The sequence below is a fragment of the Streptomyces africanus genome (assembly GCF_002150735.1).
Classification (GTDB): Bacteria; Actinomycetota; Actinomycetes; order Streptomycetales; family Streptomycetaceae; genus Streptomyces; species Streptomyces africanus.
The window spans coordinates 1-2634 of record NZ_MUKA01000252.1 but is presented as its reverse complement, the minus strand read 5'-3'; the positions used below and the strand labels follow the sequence as shown (position 1 = coordinate 2634).

Annotated in this window: 2 protein-coding genes and 1 pseudogene; all 3 read right to left on the bottom strand. The window is 72.1% G+C overall.

All coding sequences use genetic code 11. The features are described from left to right. Window positions 1–291, bottom strand: a pseudogene (locus CCL05_RS29000) (hypothetical protein); the annotation flags it as partial. Window position 292: 1 nt separating this feature from the next. After that, window positions 293–1288 carry an ABC transporter ATP-binding protein gene (locus CCL05_RS28995; RefSeq protein ID WP_086563578.1) on the bottom strand — a complete coding sequence of 332 codons (996 nt, stop codon included), beginning with the start codon at window positions 1286–1288 and terminating at the stop codon, window positions 293–295. 139 nt (window positions 1289–1427) lie between these two features. After that, window positions 1428–2634, bottom strand: a 1207-nt coding sequence (locus CCL05_RS28990; RefSeq protein ID WP_143589961.1) for a beta-galactosidase small subunit family protein, incomplete at its 5' end; no start/stop codon positions are given.

Here is a 2634-nt window from a genome sequence, read left to right as displayed (position 1 = left end):
CCAGTAGACGATGGTGCCGAAGTGCATGTGCTGAAGGACCGTGTCCCGCCCCGCGTACTGGTCCAGCTCCCGCAGCCGGGACGCCAGCACGGCCAGCACGGCGTACGTGACGGCCTGGTCGCGGCTCAGCCCGGCGGTCGTGCCCGTCTGCGCGTACAGGCCGCGCCACAGCGACCACACCAGCACCACCTGGACGGCCAGCCGGAGCGCGACGGCGGTCATCCGGGGCGGGGCGTTCAGCTCGCCGAGCGGGGTGACACGGGCGGCGCGCCAGGCGTGCAGCACGGCCATGTCAGACCTCCCCGACGTGCACGTACGCGGCCCGCATCACGTCCTCCAGGTCCGCCTCGTCCAGGGCGATGTCCGTGACCTCGAACCGCTCGATCACGGCCTTCAGCGCCTGCTGGACGGTGGGCGCGTCCGCCCCGTCGGGGCCGAAGACGACCTGCGCGCCGCCGTGCCGCAGCAGCGTGATGCCGGGCGGCGGGACCACCTCGGCGTGCGGGTCGGCGAGCGTGGCGCGCACCTGCCAGGTCGAGCCGAACTTCCGGCGGATCTCGTCGAGGGTGCCGTCCAGGACCAGCCGGCCGTGGTTGACCAGCACCACCCGCTCGGCGAGGCGCTCGACCTCCGTCATGTCGTGCGTGGTCAGCAGTACCGTACGGCCGCGCTGCTCGACCTGGTGGCGCAGGAACTCCCGCACCTGCTCCTTGACCACCACGTCCATGCCGATCGTCGGCTCGTCGAGGAAGACCACCGGCGGGTCGTGCAGCAGGGCGGCGGCCAGATCGCTGCGCACCCGCTGGCCGAGGGAGAGATGGCGGACCCGGGTGTCCCAGAAGGACGACAGGTCCAGGATCTCGTCGAACTCCTTCAGCCGGGCGGCGTGTTCGGCCTTCGGCACCTCGTAGATGTCCCGCAGGATCGCGAACGACTCGCGCACCGGCAGGTCCCACCACAGCTGGGTGCGCTGCCCGAACACCGCGCCGATGTTACGGGCGTTGCGCTCCCGCTCCTGGTAGGGCACCACGCCCGCGACCCGGGCCTCGCCGGAGGTCGGCGTGAGAATGCCGGTCAGGATCTTGATGGTGGTGGACTTGCCGGCGCCGTTCGGGCCGAGCAGGGCGAGGAGTTCGCCCGGGGCCACGTCGAAGCTGATGTCGGCGACGGCGTGCTTGGCCACGCGCTCCGGGTTGACCAGGGATCTGACGGCGCCCAGGAAACCGGGGCGGCGGACGGTGGTGTGGAAGGTCCGGGTCAGCCCGCGGACCTCGATGGCGACATTCAACCGACTCACCGGCTTCCTCGTGGTGAAAACAGTCGCGGCCGGTCGGCTTCGAGGGCCGACCGGCCGCGGATGATGCTCCGACACTGTCGGAATGTCGATCAATGGGTCAATCGATTAATCGAGTTCTTACATCGATTTCTTACCTGGTGGTCGAGAACACGAACGCGAACCGAGCCGGCTCGGCCTTCAGGAAGTACTGCGGCAGCGGGCCCGGGCCGCACGACTGCGAGCCGATGCCGTGCTGCCCGTGGTCGAGGTTCACCCACACCGTGTCGCCGGGTGTGAGGTCGGTGCGGTGCCGGGCCGCGTCCAGCTGCTCGGTGGTCCAGCGCCGCGCGGTGAACCAGAACTCCGGGTCGCCCTCGATCCGCAGACCGCCGAGCTCCACCCAGCGGACATCGGCACGGGCGCCGTTCTCCTGCGGGCGGACGTACGGCGTCTGCAGTCCGTCCACCGTCGACTGCCAGCGGCCCACCATGGACGCCGCCCGGGTGTCCGGGTACGCCTCGCCCGGGCCGCCGCCGAACCACTCCACGGCGTCGGCCTCCGACAGGCCGAACCGGACGCCGAGCCGGGGCAGCGGCACCGTCCAGTCGCCTTCCGGCGTCACGGACACCTCCAGCCGCAGCCGTTCGCCGTCGGACGTCCAGCGGTACACCGTGTCCAGGCCCACCTCTCGGGCGGCGGGCGCCACCCGGGTGCGGACCGTCAGCGCGTCGTCGCCGGCCTCGACCGAGACCAGGCGGTGCCGCATGCGGTGCAGGCCGAGCGTGCGCCACAGCGTCCCGTAGCGGGTGTCGGTCTGCCACTCCGCGCCGTCGTCGTTGTCGGTCGGCGCCCGCCACACGTCCAGCCGCGGTGCGCTCACCGCGACCTCGCCGATCGACAGCAGCGCACCGGTGCGGGCGTCGAACGCGGCCGGGCCGAGGGTGAGCCGGTCCCCGTCGCGCACGGGCCGGTCGATCGCGGGGAAGGACGGCAGCGGCCGTGCCCCCGCGGCGAACTGCCCCCAGGCCACGACATGGCCCTTCGCGGCCCACAGCGTGTCGTCCGCGAGCAGCGCCCGCACGGTCCACTGGCGTTCGCCGCCCCGGCCGTCCACGGGCGGCTCCGGCAGCTTCACCTCGGCGCTCTCGCCCGGCGCGAGCGCCGGCACCGACAGCGAACCCGACTCGACCGTCTCGCCGTCCACCTGGCACGACCACTCGAAGGCAAGCGCGGACAGGTCGGCGAAGTCCTGCTTGTTGGTGATCCGCACGATGCCGTTGGCGCCGTCGCCCTCGATGTGGACCGGCTCGATCACCTTCTTGTACTCGACGAGACCCGGCGACGGCGTCCGGTCCGGG